This window comes from Pseudomonas sp. NPDC087358, from assembly GCF_044900785.1.
Taxonomy (GTDB): Bacteria; Pseudomonadota; Gammaproteobacteria; order Pseudomonadales; family Pseudomonadaceae; genus Aquipseudomonas.
In genome coordinates this window covers 118,776-135,270 of the sequence record NZ_JBJDOA010000004.1, presented here as the reverse complement: position 1 = coordinate 135,270, position 16,495 = coordinate 118,776, and the positions used below count along the sequence as shown (strand labels likewise).

The 16,495-nt window shown below is 57.6% G+C and carries 23 protein-coding genes and 1 tRNA gene; 15 read left to right on the top strand and 9 right to left on the bottom strand.

The window, feature by feature from the left end; translation table 11 throughout:
* Nucleotides 1-273: 273 nt before the first annotated feature.
* Entirely contained in the window at nucleotides 274-453 is a 180-nt protein-coding gene (locus ACI2KS_RS10560; protein ID WP_404619824.1) for a hypothetical protein, read from the bottom strand.
* Between ACI2KS_RS10560 and csrA the strand changes: the two genes are divergently transcribed.
* From csrA to ACI2KS_RS10510, 10 genes are all read left to right on the top strand, one after another.
* The gene (csrA, locus tag ACI2KS_RS10555) at nucleotides 440-634 is read left to right on the top strand and encodes a carbon storage regulator CsrA (protein WP_404619822.1); all 195 of its coding nucleotides are present in this window, start codon (nucleotides 440-442) and stop codon (nucleotides 632-634) included. The two genes, ACI2KS_RS10560 and csrA, sit on opposite strands and share 14 nt — an antisense overlap.
* A gap of 125 nt (nucleotides 635-759) precedes the next feature.
* Nucleotides 760-978, top strand: a complete 219-nt coding sequence (locus ACI2KS_RS10550) for a hypothetical protein (protein ID WP_404619820.1) — start codon at nucleotides 760-762, stop codon at nucleotides 976-978.
* Entirely contained in the window at nucleotides 975-1,190 is a 216-nt protein-coding gene (locus ACI2KS_RS10545; protein WP_404619818.1) for a hypothetical protein, read from the top strand. Before ACI2KS_RS10550 ends, ACI2KS_RS10545 begins: the two co-directional genes overlap by 4 nt.
* Nucleotides 1,191-1,199: 9 nt before the next feature.
* Complete coding sequence (locus ACI2KS_RS10540) at nucleotides 1,200-1,403, top strand: hypothetical protein (protein ID WP_404619816.1); 204 nt, start codon at nucleotides 1,200-1,202, stop codon at nucleotides 1,401-1,403.
* A gap of 157 nt (nucleotides 1,404-1,560) precedes the next feature.
* Nucleotides 1,561-2,448: a recombinase RecT gene (gene recT, locus ACI2KS_RS10535; protein WP_404619814.1), complete on the top strand. Its 888-nt coding sequence runs from the start codon at nucleotides 1,561-1,563 to the stop codon at nucleotides 2,446-2,448.
* Nucleotides 2,445-4,097, top strand: a complete 1,653-nt coding sequence (locus ACI2KS_RS10530; protein WP_404619812.1) for a YqaJ viral recombinase family protein — start codon at nucleotides 2,445-2,447, stop codon at nucleotides 4,095-4,097. The genes recT and ACI2KS_RS10530 overlap by 4 nt, the downstream gene beginning before the upstream one ends.
* Complete coding sequence (locus ACI2KS_RS10525; RefSeq protein WP_404619810.1) at nucleotides 4,094-4,336, top strand: hypothetical protein; 243 nt, start codon at nucleotides 4,094-4,096, stop codon at nucleotides 4,334-4,336. The genes ACI2KS_RS10530 and ACI2KS_RS10525 overlap by 4 nt, the downstream gene beginning before the upstream one ends.
* Entirely contained in the window at nucleotides 4,333-4,794 is a 462-nt protein-coding gene (locus ACI2KS_RS10520; RefSeq protein ID WP_404619808.1) for a hypothetical protein, read from the top strand. Before ACI2KS_RS10525 ends, ACI2KS_RS10520 begins: the two co-directional genes overlap by 4 nt.
* A 91-nt stretch (nucleotides 4,795-4,885) precedes the next feature.
* The gene (locus ACI2KS_RS10515) at nucleotides 4,886-5,233 is read left to right on the top strand and encodes a hypothetical protein (protein ID WP_404619806.1); all 348 of its coding nucleotides are present in this window, start codon (nucleotides 4,886-4,888) and stop codon (nucleotides 5,231-5,233) included.
* 49 nt (nucleotides 5,234-5,282) lie between these two features.
* Complete coding sequence (locus ACI2KS_RS10510) at nucleotides 5,283-6,098, top strand: DUF2303 family protein (protein WP_404619804.1); 816 nt, start codon at nucleotides 5,283-5,285, stop codon at nucleotides 6,096-6,098.
* A gap of 34 nt (nucleotides 6,099-6,132) precedes the next feature.
* Here the strand turns inward: ACI2KS_RS10510 and ACI2KS_RS10505 are convergent, their stop codons facing one another.
* From ACI2KS_RS10505 to ACI2KS_RS10490, 4 genes are all read right to left on the bottom strand, one after another.
* On the bottom strand, nucleotides 6,133-6,657 hold the full coding sequence (locus ACI2KS_RS10505) for a hypothetical protein (protein ID WP_404619802.1): 525 nt from the start codon (nucleotides 6,655-6,657) through the stop codon (nucleotides 6,133-6,135).
* Nucleotides 6,654-7,466: a hypothetical protein gene (locus ACI2KS_RS10500; RefSeq protein WP_404619800.1), complete on the bottom strand. Its 813-nt coding sequence runs from the start codon at nucleotides 7,464-7,466 to the stop codon at nucleotides 6,654-6,656. The genes ACI2KS_RS10505 and ACI2KS_RS10500 overlap by 4 nt, the downstream gene beginning before the upstream one ends.
* 702 nt (nucleotides 7,467-8,168) lie before the next feature.
* Nucleotides 8,169-8,459, bottom strand: a complete 291-nt coding sequence (locus ACI2KS_RS10495; protein WP_404619799.1) for a hypothetical protein — start codon at nucleotides 8,457-8,459, stop codon at nucleotides 8,169-8,171.
* Nucleotides 8,460-9,289: 830 nt separating this feature from the next.
* Complete coding sequence (locus ACI2KS_RS10490; RefSeq protein WP_404619797.1) at nucleotides 9,290-9,646, bottom strand: hypothetical protein; 357 nt, start codon at nucleotides 9,644-9,646, stop codon at nucleotides 9,290-9,292.
* A gap of 47 nt (nucleotides 9,647-9,693) precedes the next feature.
* Here ACI2KS_RS10490 and ACI2KS_RS10485 point away from each other — a divergent pair, with 47 nt between their 5' ends.
* The 3 genes from ACI2KS_RS10485 to ACI2KS_RS10475 all read left to right on the top strand — a co-directional run bounded on the left by ACI2KS_RS10485 (nucleotide 9,694) and on the right by ACI2KS_RS10475 (nucleotide 12,530).
* Nucleotides 9,694-11,799, top strand: coding sequence for a DNA cytosine methyltransferase (locus ACI2KS_RS10485; RefSeq protein WP_404619795.1), 2,106 nt, complete (start codon nucleotides 9,694-9,696; stop codon nucleotides 11,797-11,799).
* A 60-nt stretch (nucleotides 11,800-11,859) separates the two neighbouring features.
* Nucleotides 11,860-12,222, top strand: coding sequence for a hypothetical protein (locus tag ACI2KS_RS10480; protein WP_404619793.1), 363 nt, complete (start codon nucleotides 11,860-11,862; stop codon nucleotides 12,220-12,222).
* Nucleotides 12,223-12,320: 98 nt separating this feature from the next.
* A complete protein-coding gene (locus tag ACI2KS_RS10475) occupies nucleotides 12,321-12,530 on the top strand; it encodes an Arc family DNA-binding protein (protein WP_404619791.1) in 210 nt (69 codons plus the stop codon).
* Between the two features lie 171 nt (nucleotides 12,531-12,701).
* Here the strand turns inward: ACI2KS_RS10475 and ACI2KS_RS10470 are convergent, their stop codons facing one another.
* Both ACI2KS_RS10470 and ACI2KS_RS10465 read right to left on the bottom strand, forming a co-directional pair.
* A complete protein-coding gene (locus ACI2KS_RS10470) occupies nucleotides 12,702-13,004 on the bottom strand; it encodes an excalibur calcium-binding domain-containing protein (protein ID WP_404619789.1) in 303 nt (100 codons plus the stop codon).
* A 107-nt stretch (nucleotides 13,005-13,111) separates the two neighbouring features.
* Complete coding sequence (locus ACI2KS_RS10465) at nucleotides 13,112-13,360, bottom strand: hypothetical protein (RefSeq protein WP_404619787.1); 249 nt, start codon at nucleotides 13,358-13,360, stop codon at nucleotides 13,112-13,114.
* On the opposite strand from ACI2KS_RS10465, the gene ACI2KS_RS10460 reads away from it, so the two are divergent.
* Nucleotides 13,359-13,856 carry a class I SAM-dependent methyltransferase gene (locus tag ACI2KS_RS10460; RefSeq protein WP_404619785.1) on the top strand — a complete coding sequence of 166 codons (498 nt, stop codon included), beginning with the start codon at nucleotides 13,359-13,361 and terminating at the stop codon, nucleotides 13,854-13,856. The two genes, ACI2KS_RS10465 and ACI2KS_RS10460, sit on opposite strands and share 2 nt — an antisense overlap.
* Nucleotides 13,857-13,886: 30 nt before the next feature.
* A complete protein-coding gene (locus ACI2KS_RS10455) occupies nucleotides 13,887-14,090 on the top strand; it encodes a helix-turn-helix transcriptional regulator (protein WP_404619783.1) in 204 nt (67 codons plus the stop codon).
* Here ACI2KS_RS10455 and ACI2KS_RS10450 read toward each other — a convergent pair.
* Both ACI2KS_RS10450 and ACI2KS_RS10445 read right to left on the bottom strand, forming a co-directional pair.
* Entirely contained in the window at nucleotides 14,087-15,313 is a 1,227-nt protein-coding gene (locus ACI2KS_RS10450) for a tyrosine-type recombinase/integrase (protein ID WP_404619781.1), read from the bottom strand. The genes ACI2KS_RS10455 and ACI2KS_RS10450 overlap by 4 nt on opposite strands.
* Nucleotides 15,314-15,476: 163 nt before the next feature.
* A tRNA-Leu gene (locus ACI2KS_RS10445) sits at nucleotides 15,477-15,563 on the bottom strand.
* Nucleotides 15,564-16,495: the final 932 nt, after the last annotated feature.

Sequence of the window (16,495 nt, the reverse complement as noted above, 5' to 3'; positions counted from 1 at the left end):
CTTAATCCATCGAGACGCCACTGTGAATCAGGAGGGCTTGAGAAGGCCTGCAGCTCTTTAGCGACACCACTTGCCGGATTACCACCGGCCCAGCTTCAAAGGCAGCGATGAATCGGCCTTGACGATTCAGAGGGGTGGCAACTGCCCCGGGTGCGCAGCGTAAAGCGCCAAGAACAGTTATCCAGCGGGAGAACAACCCGAAAGGCCCGCGGCTGGAAGAACAATGAGATTAACGGCCAAGCCGACGCCAGTAGCGGGGCTCGGCCGAAGAAGTCACTTTCGGCGGCCGCCACCATGGGAGCCGTCGCGAACCACCTGAGTTTCAAGATAGAGAGTGTCGCCCTCTCCGCGCTTGTCGCAGTGAGTGATGCCAAAGATTTCACTGATGCAGCTTGGCAACAGGCTGCATTGGGAAAACACCACCAGAAGGAACTTCAAGATGCTCGTACTCACCCGCCGTCCTGGCGAAACCATCCGCATCAACGACGACATCCAGATCACCGTGACCAAAATTCAAGGTCAGCAGGTCTGGATAGGGATCAGCGCGCCACAAGATGTATCGGTGCATCGGGAGGAAATTTACAACCGCATCCAGAAACAGCGCTCGGTGGTCACGCCACTTCGAGCTGGGTGAGGTCGGTATCGGCAACCGGCCGGTAACTCCCTTTTCCAATCGCATCGCTCATAACCCTGTCCGTTCACACTGGAGCCAGCCGCGCTCCAGCGCTGGACTGCGCAGCATTTTTTCCAGGAGGATTTATGTCACGCCATGCCACTGCCGTGCGCTTCATTGAACGCGCGCTGGGCGAATACGCAACAGCCCCCTGCCCCGACATGACCGCTGCTGCCGTGCAGATGGCGGTCGAGCTTTCCTACGCCCAAGGCGATATCAGCTGCGACGAGCACTCTGGCTACAGCGAACGCCGGCGGCGAATGGTTGCGCGGCATACGGCACCGGAGCGAAGGCTTCGTGCATGACCAGCGTTTACGCGGACAGCCCGCAAGCCAGGGAGGTGGAGAACCGCATGACCGCGGCCGCTTCTACGTCAGGCGCGGCAGACGACTGGTTCGCCGATGGGCCTGATGAATTCACCGAACGCTGCAAGGCTGCAGAAGCAAAACGGCTCGCGTCGCTGCCCGACCGACTCCGTCTCGCAATGGCTCAAATGGAATTGATCTGCTCAGCATAAGGAGGACTGATGAGCACACCGATCGTCAAATTGCTGGCCGATGACCAGCTGCAAGAACTACCGCCCAATCGCATCACCCTCGCTTTTACTCACCCCACATGGACCGGCGCGCTGTCACTGGCCTATGACGCCGGGATCGAAAACGTGCATGCCTGGAGCCAGCGGACTTGCCTATGTGGCGAGTGGACCGTTGCGTATGAGGTGCGAACATGACGCGCCAACAGCTGCGCCGGCTTTACGTCCTCAGAGGCAGCGTCGGCACCGTCCTTTTCCTCTCCCTTCTGATGCTGCTCAGCGCTTTGGCTGACCACATCACCCAATAAACCTCCTTGTTCAATCGCAGCGCCCGTATGGAGCGTGAGGAGTCGTCATGTCTGCACAAAACGTAGCGCCGGTGGCGCATCCCCAACATTTACATGCTCTGCCGCATGCCGCCACGAGCACCAGCGCGCTGGTCCTGGACGGCGACAGCCTCGACAAGATGATGCGTCTTGCTGACGTCATGGCGCAGGGTCGGGCGACACTGCCCAAGCACTTCAACGGAAATTCCGCCGACTGCCTGGCCGTCGTCATGCAGTCGATGCAATGGAAGATGAACCCCTTCGCCGTCGCGCAGAAAACACACCTGGTGAATGGCGTCCTCGGTTACGAAGCCCAGCTGGTGAACGCGGTCATCACCACCTGTGCGCCGGTGGTGGATCGGCTGCATTACGAATGGTTCGGGGCCTGGGACAAGGTCATCGGCAAGTTCGACATCAAGAAAAGCGACAAGGGCGAATACCGTGTTCCTGGCTGGAGGATGGTCGACGAAGAAGGCCTTGGGGTTAAGGTCTGGGCGACCTTCCGCGGCGAAGACGAGCCGCGAATTCTCGAGCTGTTGCTTGCTCAGGCCAGGACACGTAACAGCACCCTTTGGGCGGATGATCCGCGCCAGCAGCTTGCCTACCTGGCCACCAAGCGATGGTCTCGTCTGTATTGCCCGGACGTCATCCTCGGCGTTTACAGCCCCGACGAGCTGGAAGAACGCGCGCCGCGCGTTCGTGACGTTTCCCCGCCCCGCGAAGCAGAACCTGCAGGTCTGCCGCCCTACCCCGATGACAAGCTCGCCGAGAACCTGCCCAAGTGGCAGAAGTCTGTCGACGCGGGCAAGTCCTCGCCAGAACACCTGATCGCCACCATCAGCAGCAAATACACCCTGAGCGAGCAGCAGATCGAGCAGATCAACCACCTTGCGCCCATCGAAGGAGAATCCGCATGAAAATCCACAACGTCGCCCAGGGTTCTCCCGAGTGGCACGCCCTGCGCGCGAACTATCACACGGCCTCGGAAGCGCCGGCGATGATGGGGGCTTCCAAACAAATGAAGCGCACCGAGCTGCTGCACGCCAAGAAGACCGGTCTTGATCGAGATATCTCTTGGTGGGTTCAGAAATACCTGTTCGACAAGGGCCACGAAGCCGAAGCGCTGGCGCGGCCGATCCTCGAGGTCCGCCTCGACGAAGACCTGTTCCCAGTGGTCGGTACCGAGGGCGACCTGCTCGCCTCCCTGGATGGCTGCACCATGCTCGGCGAGATCGTCTTCGAGCACAAAATGTGGAACGAGCAACTCGCCGCCGACATTCGCGCCGGTGAGTTGGACGCACATTATTACTGGCAGCTCGAGCAACAACTGCTCGTGTCCGGCGCCGAAAAAGTCATCTTCGTATGCTCGGACGGTACGGAGCAGAATTTCGTGTCGATGGAGTACTTCCCCGTGCCCGGCCGAGCCGCAAAGCTTGTCGCTGGCTGGAAGCAGTTTGAAGCAGACCTGGACGCCTACGAGCCGGTCGAAGCGGTTGCCGAGGCGGTCGGGAAAACACCGGACGCACTGCCGGCCTTGCGCATCGAGGTCACCGGCATGGTGACCGCCAGCAACCTGGAGCAGTTCAAGGCCCATTCGCTGGCCGTGTTCGCGTCCATCAACACTGACCTGCAGACCGACCAGCATTTCGCCGACGCCGAAAAGACCGTGAAATGGTGCGGCGAGGTCGAAGATCGCCTGGCCGCAGCCAAGCAGCACGCGCTGAGCCAGACCGAAAGCATCGACGCGCTCTTTCGCGCGATCGACGAAATCAGCAGCGAGGCGCGGGCCAAGCGGCTGGAACTCGACAAGCTGGTCAAGGCACGAAAGGTGGCCATCCGCGAAGACATCGTGATGACCGCAGCGAAGTCACTGCAGACTCACATCGACCAGATCAACAACACGCTCAGCGGCAAAGCGCGCATGCCGAGAGTCGAGGCCGACTTCGCCGGCGCCATCAAGGGCAAGAAGACGATCGCCAGCCTCCGCGATGGGGCTGACAGTGAACTCGCCCGGGCGAAGATTCACGCGAGCCAAATTGGCGACAAGATGCGCGCCAACCTGAACAGTCTGGACGAGTTAGCAGCCGACTACGTCTTCCTGTTCAACGACGTGCAGCAGATCGTCATGAAAGAGAATGAAGATCTGGTGCCGCTGATCAAGGTCCGCATCAGCGAGCACCAGAAAGCCGAAGAAGCTCGGCTCGCAGCACAGCGTGAACAGGTCCGCCAGGAAGAGGCCCGTCGGCTTCAGCGTGAAGCGGACGAGCGTGCGGCAGCTGAACTGCAAGCCAAAGCCTCGGTATCGGCGCATACCCCAGCACCCAAGCAGCCCGAGCCACCGACGCAGCGCGTCACCTCCGCTGCACCGTCCACCAAGGTGCCGCCGAAGCCTATGAAGCTTGAGGCTCAGGTGACCGATCTGGAAGCGCTGGTGAAGGCTGTTTACGAAGGCCGCGCGCCCATCTCTGTCCTCACTGTGAACTGGGGCGCGCTCGATGACCTCGTTCACATCCACGGCGCGGCATTCAGCATGGACGGAGTCGTCCTGCAGCAGGTGGCGGCATGATCAGCCTGAACCTCAGCACCGTGAAGGAAAAAGAGGTCGAGTCAGAACGGCTGGCTGCTGCGTTGAATGATTTCTGGACACGGCCCGGCGGCTCCTTCCAGGTAATCGAATCCTTTCAGTCAAAGCCCAGACCTGCGCGCCGGGACTGGATCGATCCGGCAACAGTCCTCCACCGTAAGCGGCGGCCACTTTCGCAGACTGAGCGCAAGCGGCTCAAAGCGATGGCTGCAGGGATATGAGCAAGCGCAAACCCTGCAATCGTACGGTCCAGGTTCAACGCAGCTTGCGCTCGCTGCTGAGCACCCACCATGCCGCCGTCATCCATATCGACCCCAGCGGCCGGCAGCTCATGATCAATTGGAAAAACGCCAGGCAGATCCTGTCACTGATCGTGGCCAACGCCCTGTGCGACATCCCTCATCGGTGGACGATCTACATCGCCGGGATTTGCGTTCGCCAGGATGGCGCCCAGTACATCAAGGCGATCGAGATCAGGCCAGACGGTATCCATCTCGTCGAAAAGCTCGCAGATGTCGTCGACCACTTCTACGAGGAGGTGAAAGAAGACTGCAACCCGAACCATCGCGTGGGTATGGGATGGCTCGCGATCCCGGGCATCGTGTCCATCCCCGAAGCACAACTGGCCGCGCTGTTCGCCGCGCTGGGCGCATGGGACCAGGCCGTGATTGCCGCATGAAGCGCGTTTTCAAATCCCCGCAGCAACGCAAACGTAACCCACAGCATCACCTTCCACCTAGCGGGCTCCTGCCCATCTTGGAGAAACCACCATGCCAACCCCAACGAATACAGCCGAGTTCCTCGAAGAGCTGAACGGCGGCGCTTTCGCGAGCCAGGTAGGCCACGCCCTTTCCGAGGTCGCCGCGGGCGTCGTTGATCACGGCAAAGCGGGAAAGCTGGTCATCACGCTCGACTTCAGCCAAATCGGCGAATCGCACCAGGTGAAGATCAAGCACAAGCTTGATTACAAGGTGCCGACCAAACGGGGCGCCCGGAGCGAAAACACCAGTCTGGACACGCCAATGCATGTCGGTACCGGCGGCAAGATCACGCTGTTCCAGGAGAAAAACCTGCAGATGTTCACACGCGATGAGGCGCCAATCAGCCCGCGCACCTGATCCACCACCCCCTCCCTTTAGAACACCCCTCAACCAAAGAGACTGACCCATGGCAATGACCAAAGAAGCGATTCAACTCATCACGGATACCGCGCTTGAAGCCACCGGCAAATCACTACCCACTCTGACGCCCACAGCGGTGTTGCCGGACGGCGCGAAGATCGTCGATCTGGAAAAATTTCAGGCTCTGCGCAGCCGCTTCCGTGGCACTTACTCAACACATTCCCTGGCCGACTTCAGCGCCTACGTGGTCGACCGCGCCGAAGCGGGCGCGCGCGGGTTTATCAATCAGGACGAGATGAGCTGCGTTCTGTTGTTCAACCTCGGCGACACCATCGCCCCCGGCCATGCAGACGATCGCGCGGTGCTGAAGCTCAAGCCGACAGCGGGTTACACGGCCGCACAATCCATCGCGGGTGGCCGCCTGGCTCAGAAAGACCTGAGCGACTGGATTGAGGACTGGCATCAGTATCTGACGCCGGTGGACGAAGCAGGCGCCGCGATTCCAGTGGCCAAGGCCATCGCCGCTGTACGCACCATCACGGTCAAAGCCACGAGCGAATCGGAAACAACCGTTGGCGACACCAGCGCCAGCCGCAGCGCGATGGATCAGATCGAGGCGCGCAGCAAGGAAACCTTGCCCGCGGCGCTGCTGTTCAACGTGATCCCCTTCGAAGGGCTGAAGGAACAACAGATCACCCTTCGTATTTCGGTGATCACCAGCGGTGCGGTGCCGGTGCTGAAACTGCGATGGGTGGGTGAGGAAGTTCAGCGCGAAGAAATTGCTCAGGAGTTCAAGCAGGTGCTTGATGCTCAGATCGGTAAGGCGGCCAAACTCGCCTTGGGCACATTCGACTCTAAATAAAGATGGAAGCCCCGGCTCACCGGGGTTCCCACAATTACTGCTTTTCTAAAGGTACCGGTATCATTACGGTCTCCCAAGCAGAATCTTTTTTGTATTCAAGCTTAGAGGCCCCTAAGGACTCCATGTTGAAGTATAAATCTGCTGCAGCAATTAAGAACTTAGCACGACCATCGTTGGAATCCTTTGGAAACGTTGAGCCAACTTTTATATTGCGCGTGAAGTTTTTTATTAGATCATTTGTAAATCGCAGATTTGTAAGTGCTTTATGAGCAAACTCATTCCTGATATTTATAAGCAATGAAAAGTTTTTAAGCTCTTCAGCCGTCAATATTCCCAGCAGGTACGCGTTCACCGTACTTTTGGACAGCGCGCCTTTGGGTGCGAAATTATAAAGCTGTGCAGCTTCCTTTTTAGGAATGTCAGGGAGCCTCCTCTTCATGCTTCGCACAAGTTGCTCTTCTAGCACACAGAGAGTTAGTACAGCACATCCTCGATCAGACTCGGTCTCAAACTCCATCTGAAAACGGCTAAATATTTCGAACGCTGATTGCGGAATCATGCTTCCTCCTTGACCCGGCCACGAATATAGCCCACACCGGGCTGCTCACGCCGTAGGATGCTATGGAGCGGATTCGTGCGTTGTACTTGGGACCCTTCGCGACTTTCCTGAATAGGTTGTGCTTGATCATTCTTGATATAAGAAATAACGGAGTGGACACCGATAATCAGTAGCACGAAAAGCATTACAACACAGACTCGAACAGACCATTTCTGGGTGTTCCGATAAGCAGGCTCACCAAGCTTGACTGTTTCCCACTCATTTTTAAGTAGTTGGCGGGCCGCGCCTGTAATCTCGTCCGCTGCCGCATAAACTTGCTCTCTTAAGATCAGAACCCTATCAAGTTCATTGTCACCGCGCATTTCTGTTAATTTAGCAATGCACTGCTCGACCTTATTTTCAACAATCGCAAACTCTTTATCATATGGCTTAAAGTGAAGTCGCACAGCAGCGTAGGACTGATAAATCTCTTTCGTTAAGTTTCTGGACTCGTCAAGGCTTTCTTTCCAAACAGTTCGCATGAATGTCGCCGTTTCAGCCTTCAGCGCGCCTTCTTCCGCGGCACCTATCTTAGAGTTTGCCAGTTTTTCCATGCTCATGAACCGACGACGGGTATCAGTCGTCACGCTTGCCTGGGAGTTGATTTTCGCAATCAGCTCTGCAAGTGCCTTGCGCGCGGAGTCCGTCCATGCCTGACGAAACTCTGTGGTTTTCGTTTCTTTTTCATTAACAAGCTTAACAATGCTCAACGCTGCCGTTACAAAACCAGCTAAAGCAGTGAGAAAAGCTGTCAAAAGTATTTTATCCATTTGGGAACACTAGTCCTTTGAGTGGCCGTCCATCATTAGACGCATATCAAACACCAAGTCGGACCAAATTGCCACTATGCACGTGATGGCCTTTGACGAGGAAGCTTGCCTTGACCCAGAACTGCGCACCCTTGCGCTAGGATTACCGCAGGCTGGATTAAGGAACTACCTAGAGCGCATCTACTGAACTCTCCACCCCCAAGATCGATCCGACGGGTACCAGTTGCTCTAAGCCGGATCTGCAATCAGGCCTTCACATGCTACTTCTGACAGCGTACCACGTCGAAGCCTTGCTTTGCCGGTCGCCAGGGCAACCTTGAGCGGGATCTGCAGCGCCATTTGTTGTTTGAAACCATGATCCTGCCTGCTCGTGGACCGGAGCTCACCCCAACCTGATACTCAATCCAGCGACTGGACTTGCCATCTGTAATAGGAATACAGATGCACCCTACAATCGTCTGATTTTTTCTCCTTCTCTTTAACGTGAAGACGGAATTTGGAGCCGACAGGGCTGGATTCGCGGAAGTTTTTCGCACATTCGACTATGAGCGCGGGAGGGTATTTCTGACCGGGCAACGGTCTCGCTCTATTCTCGCCTCGTCGAATGTCAAAGAAAATTTCAACATCTAGCAATTCGTAATCACTCACGGGCGTGATTCTCCTGCGTCTGCCACTAAAAACCACTGATACTCTTTTAGGCGCTCAGCTCATCCTAGAACGCAGCCGCCGAGCTATTTCCCGCATAGGTACGTTTACGCAGCCCTGCCGTTTTGTAGCAGCCATGATAACCGGATTTGCAGTGCCGGCATCCGGCTCGCTCTGAAGAATCGCGGGGTACATTCGCTCAAGGCATTGCGCGTCGACGTTCTTGCCGCTCTTAAACCGGATGTACTGATTGTCCACGCTAGGTATGTGATACGCCCACTGCTCCTGCCTACTCATCTCTGCCGCAACGGCAAAGGCACGTTTAACAAACTCTTCCTTGGTTAGCATAAGCCGCCCTCATTCCTGATTAGCCCCGAGCATGCTCGAATCTAAATAAATTGTCACGCCGCTGGCGAGGATCCCGCATCAACTTTGGCCAGCAGACCTTTACGACCATCTGCCCGGCCGGTGGAGGAATGATCGCCTTCCGGCTCAAAATCCGGCTGCCAGGCATGATCCGAGTCGAGCAGGACGACATGGCATTGTTGCCGAAGTCTGCCAGTGGTTCGTGTTGGATAACAGCGCCTTCCCAACCTAGTACAAAGGCGGCAAGTTGGACGTCGATGGATATATTCGGTGGGTTGATCAATGGGGGCACCCGGGCTTTGACTGGGCGCGAATCCCGGACGTGATCGCCGGGGACGAGGCAGCGAAAGACGCCCTACTCGGTGACTGGCCAGTGCATATTCGTGGGATTCCAGTCTGGCACCCGCATGAACAAACCGATCGCCTACAGCGGCTGGCCGCCAAGTGGAGGACAGTTGCATTCGGAGGCTCCGTGCAATGGGTGTCTCCGGGGCACTGCAGCCTGGTGGAAGTGGATGGGCGCGGCGATGGATGCCATATTTGATGATTAAGGCCGCGCGGCGTGTCGCATTCACGGCTTGCGAATGCTTGATCACGCGATCTTTCAGCACCTGCCATTTGCTTCCGCAGACTCAACGAACGCGGCAATGAATGGCGGCAGCATCAGCCGCTTCGGCGGGTATGCCCCTCCCACAGGCCGGACAGGGCGCCTGCGTGACCGCCGAACGCCGAACGCCGAACGCATCGAGGCTCACAGCAGTTCACCAATTTGGCAACGCGAAGCCCAAGCCGAGATGGCGCTTTAGCGGCGACTAAGAGAGCTTGAAATATGCGGAGAGTTTGTCGACGACCAGATCAACGTGCTCTTTCTTCGAAAACCCAACTCTAGGCCATCTCCAGACCGGATCGATATTCACATCTTGGCCGGTACTTTTCCGCATCTCATCCACAAGCGCCTTCGCACTATCTTGAGTTTCACCGGCCCGGGCGGCCATTGTTGAGATTTCGAATGCCAGTTCGGCGAGGTTTCCCGAAGCTAAGTTTTTCGAGTAGAGCGTCACTCGTCCTTTTGATTCATTAATGCATCGCACCCCGTTGCCGCTATCCCAGGTCTGCATCGCCCCGTAGATCGGATTTAGACGCTCCTGCGCAGTTGTGAAAACACTCATAACTATCCCCTTTGATTGAGCACCGAATATACCGGTGAGGATCCTCTATGTCCGCACTCCAGAAGAAACACCCCTTCGATTTCAAAACGCAGTATGGCCTTGGCTTCGACCCGCAGGACGATGAGATCGTCGTGGACTTCTTCTGCGGCGGTGGCGGGGCCGGTACCGGGCTCGAAATGGGCTTGGGCCGCAAGGTCAGCGTGGCGAAGAACCACAGCGCCAAGGCGATCAGCATGCACACCGTCAACCATCCAGGCGCCAGGCACTTCACCACGGACGTTTTCGACGGCGATCCGGAGACGGAGTGCGGCGGCAGAGCGGTTGGCTGGTTCCACATGTCGCCAGACTGCACCCACCACAGTCAGGCAGCGGGCGGACAACCGCGCAAACGTGAGATCCGCAACCTCTCCTGGATCGGCTTGAAGTGGGCGGGCAAGAAAAAGCCCCGCGTCATCAGCCTGGAGAACGTGAAGCAGATCCTGCAGTGGGGCCCGCTGATCGCCAAGCGCGACAAGGCCACCGGGCGCATCATCAAGCTGGTCAGGCTCGTCAATGCCAAAGGCAAGGAAATCATCGAGAAGGTCGTGGCCGGGCCTGGCGAGATCGTGCCGGTTAACCAGCAGTTTCTGGTGCCTGATCCGAAGCGGCGCGGCACCACGTGGCGGCGGTTCGTGCATCTACTGGAAGGCATGGGCTACACGGTTGAGTGGCGAGTCATCAAGGCCTGCGACTTCGGGGCACCGACCAGCCGTGAGCGCCTTTTCATGATCGCCCGCTGTGACGGCCAGCCAATCGTGTGGCCGGAGCCGACTCACGCCAAGACGCCGGGCAAAGGCCAGCAAAAGTACCGCACTGCCGCCGAATGCATCGACTTCAGCGACTTGGGCAAAAGCATCTTTGGCCGGAAGGATGAACTGGCCGACGCCACCAAGCGACGAATCGCCAAGGGCATGAAGAAGTTCGTGATCGACAACCCGGCGCCGTTCATTGTGCCGATCGCGAACTGGTCGACCGAGACAGTCCAGTCGACGGACGAGCCGCTGCGCACCGTAACGTCCTACCCGAAAGGCGGATCGTTTTCGGTGGTGAGCCCGGTTATTGCGCCAGCAACACACCAGGGCAGCGACCGGGTAAACGATCCGAAGGTGCCGTTGCCGACAGTGACCTGCGCCAACCGCGGCGAACTGACGCTGATCAGCCCGGTTATGGTCACGGCCGCTCACGGTGAAAAAAAGCCAGGCGGTGTCCAGCGTTGGGGTGACGGCAGCAGAAGCTCCGCAGACCCGTTGGGCACGGTGACTGCCAGCGGCGGACATTCGATCGCGTCGGCGCACCTGGTCAAATTTCGATTCAATGACGACGGCAAGGCTCTGGACGAACCGCTTCCAACCATCACCAGTGGCGGAAACTACCAGCGCCCGGCCGGTGCCGCACACGCCATGGGCATCGCCACCGCGTTCATGGCGCAGATGAATGGCGGCTTCAACGCCACGCCTGCGAAAAGCCTCAGCGCCCCGATGAGCACCGTGACGAACACCGGCAGCCAGCAGCAGTTGGTCACTGCCAGCCTGCTTCACCTGCGCGGGAACTGTGACGCCCGGGCGGCTGATGATCCGTTGCACACGGTCAGTGCCGGTGGTACGCATCACGGCCTGATGACGGCCTTTATGGAACGCCAGTTCGGCGCCAGCGTTGGCCAAGACCTGGCTGAGCCGGCACCCACGATCACCGCGGGAGGCGGTGGAAAAAGCGCAGTCGTCAGCTTTGCCCTTTCGCCCGAACACGAAGCAGGTGCGCTGCGCGTGGCTGCTTTTTTGATCAGCTACTACGGTACCGAAAACACGAGCCGCTGCGACCAGCCCGCGCCTACGATCACCACCAAGGACCGTCTGGGCCTGGTCACCGTGATAGTCAGGGGCACACCGTATGTGATCGTCGATATCCGGCTGCGAATGCTGCAGCCCGCTGAGCTGTACCGGGCGCAGGGCTTTCCGCCGGATTACATCATCACTCACGGCACCGATGGAAAACGCTTCTCCAAAACGGAGCAAGTCCACATGTGCGGCAACAGCGTAAGCCCTCCACCGATGGCCGCCCTCGCCCGAGCAAACGACCCTTGGCGCGCCGTCGAACGCCAAGCGACTGCTGCCTGAGCCACTGCAACCCCACTGCCCCCGCCGTAAAACGACCTCGTAAAACCGCATGGAGTACCAATGAATCCAATTGCCCAGCGCGCTTTGAACCGAGCGCTGCATCTACCTGTGCGCGCTGCTCCCCTGACTGCCCGCAAAGCTGCGACAAAAACGCGATGCGTGCCTGCGCCGGAGCCCGTTATCGCAGGCGAACTCGACCTGCCAATCAAGCCCGATTTGCCAGCCAAGCTCGACCGCTTTGGTTTCATTGAAGGCAAAAACTATGCGCTCGACACCGCAAGATCGATGACCGCTCTTCTAACAAGCCCCGGCGGTCGGCTGGAGATCATCCAGAGGCTCAAACGCGTGGCCGCAGGCAAGCCAGCCAGTCAGGCCCTTGGAATCTGGACGGTGATTGAGGCCATTGAAACCGCAGACGGCTGAAACTTGTTGCAAGCCAATCGCCCCGAAACCCCAATCCAGCCACTTACCCGCGCTTTCAACCAGGCGGGCGAGTCGGCACATCAACGAAAGGTGAAATCATGAACTTCGGAAAAAACTCCCGTGAAGCTGACAAATTCGTCGTCCGCCTGCCGGAAGGAATGCGCGACGAAATCGCCGCGGCTGCTCACGCGTTGGATACCAGCATGAACACAATATTCATCCAGTCGATACGCGAGAGGCTGGACAATCAGCAGCGGCAAAAGCTATTGCTGGACGCACTGGCGTTCGCTGTGAAGGCGAAGACCTAGGCTCGCGAAGATGATGCCACGCGGTACCGTCTTCTTCGTGGCGCGTACGGTGACAGTCGCGAGGTATACGGACGGACCGTGCGTGAGCATCGACGATCGCTGCTTCTTCGGCGATGACCTTGATCGCCTAAGGCCGGCTTAACGAACTGAGCAGGTACGCCCGGGGATGATTTATCGCTTGCACCACTGCGACTCGCAAGGAATGCCATCACCGTCGCCGTCCATCTCCATCCCCGGACACTGCTGCAGAAAGGCTGTGGCTTCAGCGCAGGATGTCATCTGAGAGCAGTACTTGCGCCCATCGCAGCGGATGGGTGTGCTTGCCAGCTTGGCGCTGTCAGCTGAAGCGACCGTGACTGTGGAACTGCCGCGGAGCTGGGTAATGTAAATTCCTGCCCAGCGCTGTATGACCGGCGAGGTTACAAGGACAAAAACAACGCCGGCTATCAGCACTGCCCAAAAAATCCGTTTCATTGAATGCTTCCTGAGGACTACACGACAGCGCGCATTCTCTCCGCTGTGCGCTGGGTAAGACAAATCCCTTTTATACGCTGCTTGCCACCTTTCGAGCATTGGAGCGGTTATGCGCCCCTACCGCTATTAGCTTGCAGCGGCGCCGCCTCCAAACCGCTCTCCTTCTGCTGGCGGCCTGGATCATCGCCCCGCGTAATGTCCAGCGCGCTGGCGTCTTCTCCCGGTGCGACAACATAGGCATTGGATACCTGGCCGAAAAGCTCGAAGACATCGCAGGCCGCATCAAAGGGCAGTACCCCAAACCTTTCCCATCCATCTATCAGCCTGCCGATGTACGGCGGGCGGAGCTTTGTCATGAGCAATGCTGTACCGATTCTTGATCCCTGCTGCGGTAGTCGGATGTTCTGGTTCCACAAACAAGACCCGCGTGCCCTCTTCGGGGATATCCGCAACGAAGAACAAGTCTTGTGTGACGGTCGAGTGCTTAAGGTCGAACCGAACGTGATCATGGACTTCCGCTCACTGCCATTCGACGACGAGTCCTTCAAGCTGGTCGTGTTTGATCCGCCACATCTGAAACATGCTGGCGTGGATAGCTGGCTTCGAGCCAAGTATGGGGTGCTCACGAATGATTGGCGCGATGACATCCGCAAAGGATTCGCCGAATGCTTCCGGGTGCTGGCCAACGAAGGGGTTTTAATCTTCAAGTGGGCCGAAGACCAAATCAAGGTCAGCGAACTGCTCGCCCTAACCGATCAGAGACCGCTATTCGGCCACAAATCCGGCAAACGGGAGAAGACTCACTGGATCACTTTCATGAAACACAGCTCTCAACCACACAACCCCGCATAGACCTCGGAGATAGCCAACATGGACACCCAAATGAAAGCTGAACCCATCGAATATATCCGCCTGCCTGAGGTGCTGCGCATCACCGGCCTCAGCACGGCCACCATCTACCGCATGGCGGTCGGTGGCCGATTCCCTAGGCAAGTGAAGGTGGGTGAGCAAGCCGTCGCCTGGATTCGCGCCGAGGTCGACCAGTGGGCAGCCAGCAAGGCAGCTGCGCGCAAGAAGATCTCCTAACGCTTCTCTACTTGGTCCAGGTAGTCAGCCCACTCTTGCATCATCACCCTCCTTTGCTCCACATACTCGGCATGGTTGTAGGTCTTCCTGATCTTGCTGGAGCCCGCATGTGAAAGCTGAGCCTCGATCCAGTCCTCGTTGTAACCCATCTCATTCAAGGCAGTTGAAATCGTTGCGCGGATACCGTGCCCGGTCATTCTGCCTTCATACCCCATGCGTTTTAACGCCATGTTCACTGTGCCGTCGCTGATGGGCTTCCCTGGGTCACTCCGCCCCGGGATCAGAAGCCTGTAAGCGCCGGTCAGCTCCATGACCTTGCGTATCTCTTCCACCGCCTGGCGCGAAAGCGGCACCAGGTAAGGTGGAACCTTTGCCCCATCCTTCCCCCGTATAAGCTTTTGCAGTTGCTTCACGCCTTCAGGTTGTATTGTCCATAGCGCGCCATCGAGGTCGAACTGATCTCGCGTGGCATACCGCAGTTCCCCGGTACGCACCCCTGTCAGCAACAGGATGCGCACAGCACTTTGCGTGTACTCAGCGCCTTTGAATGATCTCAGTGCCTTCAGAAACTCAGGCAGTTCCGGCTGGCGAAGCATTGGGTTGTGTTTCTCTGGCGGCTCCTTCACCGCAACGATGTCCAGGTCCGAAGCAGGATTGTTTTCTATGTAACCGGAGGCAATGGCAAAGCGGAAAATTTCGTTCAGCCAGGATCGGCACTTACGCGCAACGTTCAGGGCTCCGCGTGCCTCGACACTGCGCATTGTCGACAGTACATCGCTGCGGCGGATATCAGAGATTGGCAACTTGCCCAGTGACGGGATCAGGTCCTTGTCCAAGTACATCCGCGACTGAGTGGCTCCGCCCTTTCTCGCCGCAACCATGCGTGGCGACTTGAAGGCGTGCCACTCATTGGCTACCAGTTCAAAGGTTTTCACGGCGCCGGTGCTGGCTGTCAGTTTCTCTTCTCGGCGCTGCGAACGCGGATCTACTCCCTTTGCCACGAGCGTGCGCGCCTGATCCCTGCGAACACGGGCTTCCTTCAGGCTGATCTCCGGATAGGTGCCGAGGGATATGCGCGGTTGTCGGCCGTGCCAGGAAAAGCGAAAGTGCCAGGACTTCGAACCTTTTGTGGCCACAAACAGCGACAGGCCGCCAGCATCGGTGATGCTGTAGTCCTTGTCGCGCGGCCTGGCCTGCCTGACGGCAGTGTCGGTAAGGGGCATTAGTACATCACCAGATCTGTCGAATTCAGAGTGTGCTGAGAAATGTACTAAAAATTTTGAGCAGGGATCGTAACCGGCAATAATCGGTGACAAAGAAAAGCCCCGTAGATGCTGGCTCTACGGGGCTTTCTGAGAATGCATGATAGTGCTTGAAACGTTGAATTGGTGCCCCGAGCCGGAGTCGAACCGGCACATCCTTTCGGACGACGGATTTTAAGTCCGGTGTGTCTACCAATTTCACCATCAGGGCGGTAGTACGCGTCAGCCTGCTCAGGGGCTATTCAAGCCACCGGCGTTACTGACAAGAGCTGGGAATATATACATCCCTTTCCAGCGAAGCAAGCTTAATGCGCCGCATATAGAGACAGAAATGGTTTCTGCGCTCAAATAAAAAAGCTCCGTAAATCAATGATCTACAGAGCTGTTTTATAGTGGAGGCCGAGGTCGGAATCGAACCGGCGTAAGCGACGCCTGCAATTCGACTGCTAATATCAGCAATTTCAATAGCTTACAGTACTAATTCGTCTGCATGCGAAAATTTCCTCCTGCCCTGCCAGCCATGCTTCGATTGCGGAACTGACTCAGACTCCTTTTCCTTGTATCTGTGTCAAAGCAATTAGGATGACTACCCGTGAAGATGCGTAGATAGTTCGAGTGGGTAGAGATCGCCCCTTCTGCCCCACGTTTCTTCGGCTAAAAGGCCACAGTCATACGCGCTTCGCGGGCTAGGCATCAGCCTTGGTCGGCTTGAGAGGTGCTTTAAACTACTCCGGGTCTATCCCGCTCCGCGGCGGGTAGTACGTAATTGGCGCCATCGGGGGTCTTGCCCAGGGATGTGGAGATGCGGGGCAAAATCATACGTTGCACCAAGACGCAACGGCAAACACCGCCAGCGCTGCAGTTGCACCCAGACTGAACGACAGCCACGCCCTACGCGAGTCCGAAGGCCGCGTAGAATGCAGATGCATTTCCTCGGAGAATGCCGCGACATCGGCGCGCAACAAAGCAAACCGCTCTTTCCGACCGGTATTTGGCTCGGTGCCTTGGGCAGACATATCGGCATCCCTTCAAAGAAAGTCCAGATCATACCGGGAGGGCGGTGCGGCCTCCAAGCTGCGGAAACTTCCAGAAATGACTCAATCTAACGTCGCGCATCATTCATAGCATGGCAGTGTCCGAACC

Coding starts and splice junctions, on each gene's coding strand:
- csrA (WP_404619822.1), top strand. CDS start 440: ATGCTCGTACTCACCCGCCGTCCTGGCGAAACCATCCGCATCAACGAC.
- ACI2KS_RS10550 (WP_404619820.1), top strand. CDS start 760: ATGTCACGCCATGCCACTGCCGTGCGCTTCATTGAACGCGCGCTGGGC.
- ACI2KS_RS10545 (WP_404619818.1), top strand. CDS start 975: ATGACCAGCGTTTACGCGGACAGCCCGCAAGCCAGGGAGGTGGAGAAC.
- ACI2KS_RS10540 (WP_404619816.1), top strand. CDS start 1,200: ATGAGCACACCGATCGTCAAATTGCTGGCCGATGACCAGCTGCAAGAA.
- recT (WP_404619814.1), top strand. CDS start 1,561: ATGTCTGCACAAAACGTAGCGCCGGTGGCGCATCCCCAACATTTACAT.
- ACI2KS_RS10530 (WP_404619812.1), top strand. CDS start 2,445: ATGAAAATCCACAACGTCGCCCAGGGTTCTCCCGAGTGGCACGCCCTG.
- ACI2KS_RS10525 (WP_404619810.1), top strand. CDS start 4,094: ATGATCAGCCTGAACCTCAGCACCGTGAAGGAAAAAGAGGTCGAGTCA.
- ACI2KS_RS10520 (WP_404619808.1), top strand. CDS start 4,333: ATGAGCAAGCGCAAACCCTGCAATCGTACGGTCCAGGTTCAACGCAGC.
- ACI2KS_RS10515 (WP_404619806.1), top strand. CDS start 4,886: ATGCCAACCCCAACGAATACAGCCGAGTTCCTCGAAGAGCTGAACGGC.
- ACI2KS_RS10510 (WP_404619804.1), top strand. CDS start 5,283: ATGGCAATGACCAAAGAAGCGATTCAACTCATCACGGATACCGCGCTT.
- ACI2KS_RS10505 (WP_404619802.1), bottom strand. CDS start 6,657: ATGATTCCGCAATCAGCGTTCGAAATATTTAGCCGTTTTCAGATGGAG.
- ACI2KS_RS10500 (WP_404619800.1), bottom strand. CDS start 7,466: ATGGATAAAATACTTTTGACAGCTTTTCTCACTGCTTTAGCTGGTTTT.
- ACI2KS_RS10495 (WP_404619799.1), bottom strand. CDS start 8,459: ATGCTAACCAAGGAAGAGTTTGTTAAACGTGCCTTTGCCGTTGCGGCA.
- ACI2KS_RS10490 (WP_404619797.1), bottom strand. CDS start 9,646: ATGAGTGTTTTCACAACTGCGCAGGAGCGTCTAAATCCGATCTACGGG.
- ACI2KS_RS10485 (WP_404619795.1), top strand. CDS start 9,694: ATGTCCGCACTCCAGAAGAAACACCCCTTCGATTTCAAAACGCAGTAT.
- ACI2KS_RS10480 (WP_404619793.1), top strand. CDS start 11,860: ATGAATCCAATTGCCCAGCGCGCTTTGAACCGAGCGCTGCATCTACCT.
- ACI2KS_RS10475 (WP_404619791.1), top strand. CDS start 12,321: ATGAACTTCGGAAAAAACTCCCGTGAAGCTGACAAATTCGTCGTCCGC.
- ACI2KS_RS10470 (WP_404619789.1), bottom strand. CDS start 13,004: ATGAAACGGATTTTTTGGGCAGTGCTGATAGCCGGCGTTGTTTTTGTC.
- ACI2KS_RS10460 (WP_404619785.1), top strand. CDS start 13,359: ATGAGCAATGCTGTACCGATTCTTGATCCCTGCTGCGGTAGTCGGATG.
- ACI2KS_RS10465 (WP_404619787.1), bottom strand. CDS start 13,360: ATGACAAAGCTCCGCCCGCCGTACATCGGCAGGCTGATAGATGGATGG.
- ACI2KS_RS10455 (WP_404619783.1), top strand. CDS start 13,887: ATGAAAGCTGAACCCATCGAATATATCCGCCTGCCTGAGGTGCTGCGC.
- ACI2KS_RS10450 (WP_404619781.1), bottom strand. CDS start 15,313: ATGCCCCTTACCGACACTGCCGTCAGGCAGGCCAGGCCGCGCGACAAG.